The organism is Streptomyces sp. NPDC057654, from assembly GCF_042800135.1.
In the GTDB taxonomy this organism is placed as follows: domain Bacteria; phylum Actinomycetota; class Actinomycetes; order Streptomycetales; family Streptomycetaceae; genus Streptomyces.
Genome location: NZ_JBHVHQ010001366.1, coordinates 1 through 1,408, shown reverse-complemented (window position 1 = coordinate 1,408; position 1,408 = coordinate 1). Strand labels below are relative to the sequence as shown.

Annotated in this window: 2 protein-coding genes; both read left to right on the top strand. The window is 76.8% G+C overall.

Features of this window, described 5'->3' with window-relative positions:
- On the top strand, nt 1-730 hold a 730-nt coding region (locus tag ACFU99_RS43675; protein WP_384404342.1), incomplete at its 5' end, for an ABC transporter ATP-binding protein.
- A complete protein-coding gene (locus ACFU99_RS43670) occupies nt 727-1,392 on the top strand; it encodes an ATP-binding cassette domain-containing protein (RefSeq protein ID WP_384404340.1) in 666 nt (221 codons plus the stop codon). The genes ACFU99_RS43675 and ACFU99_RS43670, both read left to right, overlap by 4 nt.
- The last annotated feature ends 16 nt before the right edge of the window (nt 1,393-1,408 follow it).

Here is a 1,408-nt window from a genome sequence, read left to right as displayed (position 1 = left end):
CGCTGGCTCCGCGCCCGCGCCCCGCGCGGGCTTGGCGGCCCGCCCCCGCGCCCGCCTCACCGCACGTTCCCTGCGGGTCTCCTTCGACGGGTTCACGGCCCTCGACGGCGTCGATGTGACCGTCGCGCCCGGCCGCGTGACGGCCCTCGTCGGTCCGAACGGCGCGGGCAAGAGCACCCTGTTCCACTGCCTGTGCGGCACGCTGCGCCCGGATTCGGGGGTCGTGCTGCTCGGTGGGCAGGACGTCACGCGCCGCCCGGCCCATGCCCGTACGCGACTCGGCATCGCCCGCACCTTCCAGCAGTCGGCGGTCTTCCCCTCGTTGACCGTGGCCGAGAACGTCCGTATCGGCGCCGAGCAGGGCCGGGTCCGGGACCCCGCCGCCACCGAGCGGGCCCTGCGCCTGATGGGCCTGGACGGGGCGGTGCGGTCCGCCCCCGCCAGGGAGCTTCCGACGGGGACGCTCCGCCGGGCGGAACTCGGCCGCGCCCTGGCCGGCGGCCCGCGCGTCCTGCTGCTCGACGAGCCGGCGGCCGGGCTGGACACGGCGGAAGTGGAGTCCCTGGCCCGCGTGTTGCGGGCCCTGGCCGCGGACGGCATGGCGTTGCTGGTCGTCGAACACGACCTCGACCTCGTCGGCGAACTCGCCGACACGGCGTACGTCATGGCGGCGGGCCGCATCGTGGCAGCGGGCCCGGCCCGCCGGGTGCTGGGCGGGCCGACGCCATGACCGTCGACATCGAACTCCGCGCCGCGCGCGTACGCTACGGCCCCCTCGAAGCCCTCCACGGCGTCGACCTCGCCGCGCCCACCGGCCTGCTGACCGTCCTGCTGGGCCGCAACGGAGCCGGCCGGACCACGGCGCTGCGGGCGCTCGCCGGGGCGGTGCCGCTCGCCGCGGGGCGCGTGGTGTGGGACGGGGTGGAGGTGACGCGGATGCCCGCGTACGCGCGGGCTCGTCGCGGACTCGCCTTCGTACCGGACCAGCGCGCCGTCTTCGGCGCCCTCACCGTCGCCGAGAACCTCGAACTCGCCTGCCCCGGCGGCGGTTCGGCCGTCACGAAGGCGACCTTCCCCGCGCTCCGCCCCCTCCTCCCCCGCCTCGCGGGCACCCTGTCGGGCGGCGAACAGCGGATGCTGGCGGTTGCGCGGGCCCTGCTCTCCCCGGCCTCGCTCCTGCTGCTCGACGAGCCCACGCAGGGCATGTCGCCCGCCGCCACGGCCCGTACGCACACGCTGCTGGCCGAGGCGTGCGGGGCGCACGGCCGTACGGTCGTGCTCGCCGAGCAGCGCCTGCCGCCCGGTCTGCGGCGGGCCGTGACCGTGGTCCATGAACTGCGTCGCGGTGCGGTCGCGTTCAGCGGCGAGCCGTCCGAGCTGCGGAGCCGGTGAAATCTGTGGAACGGCC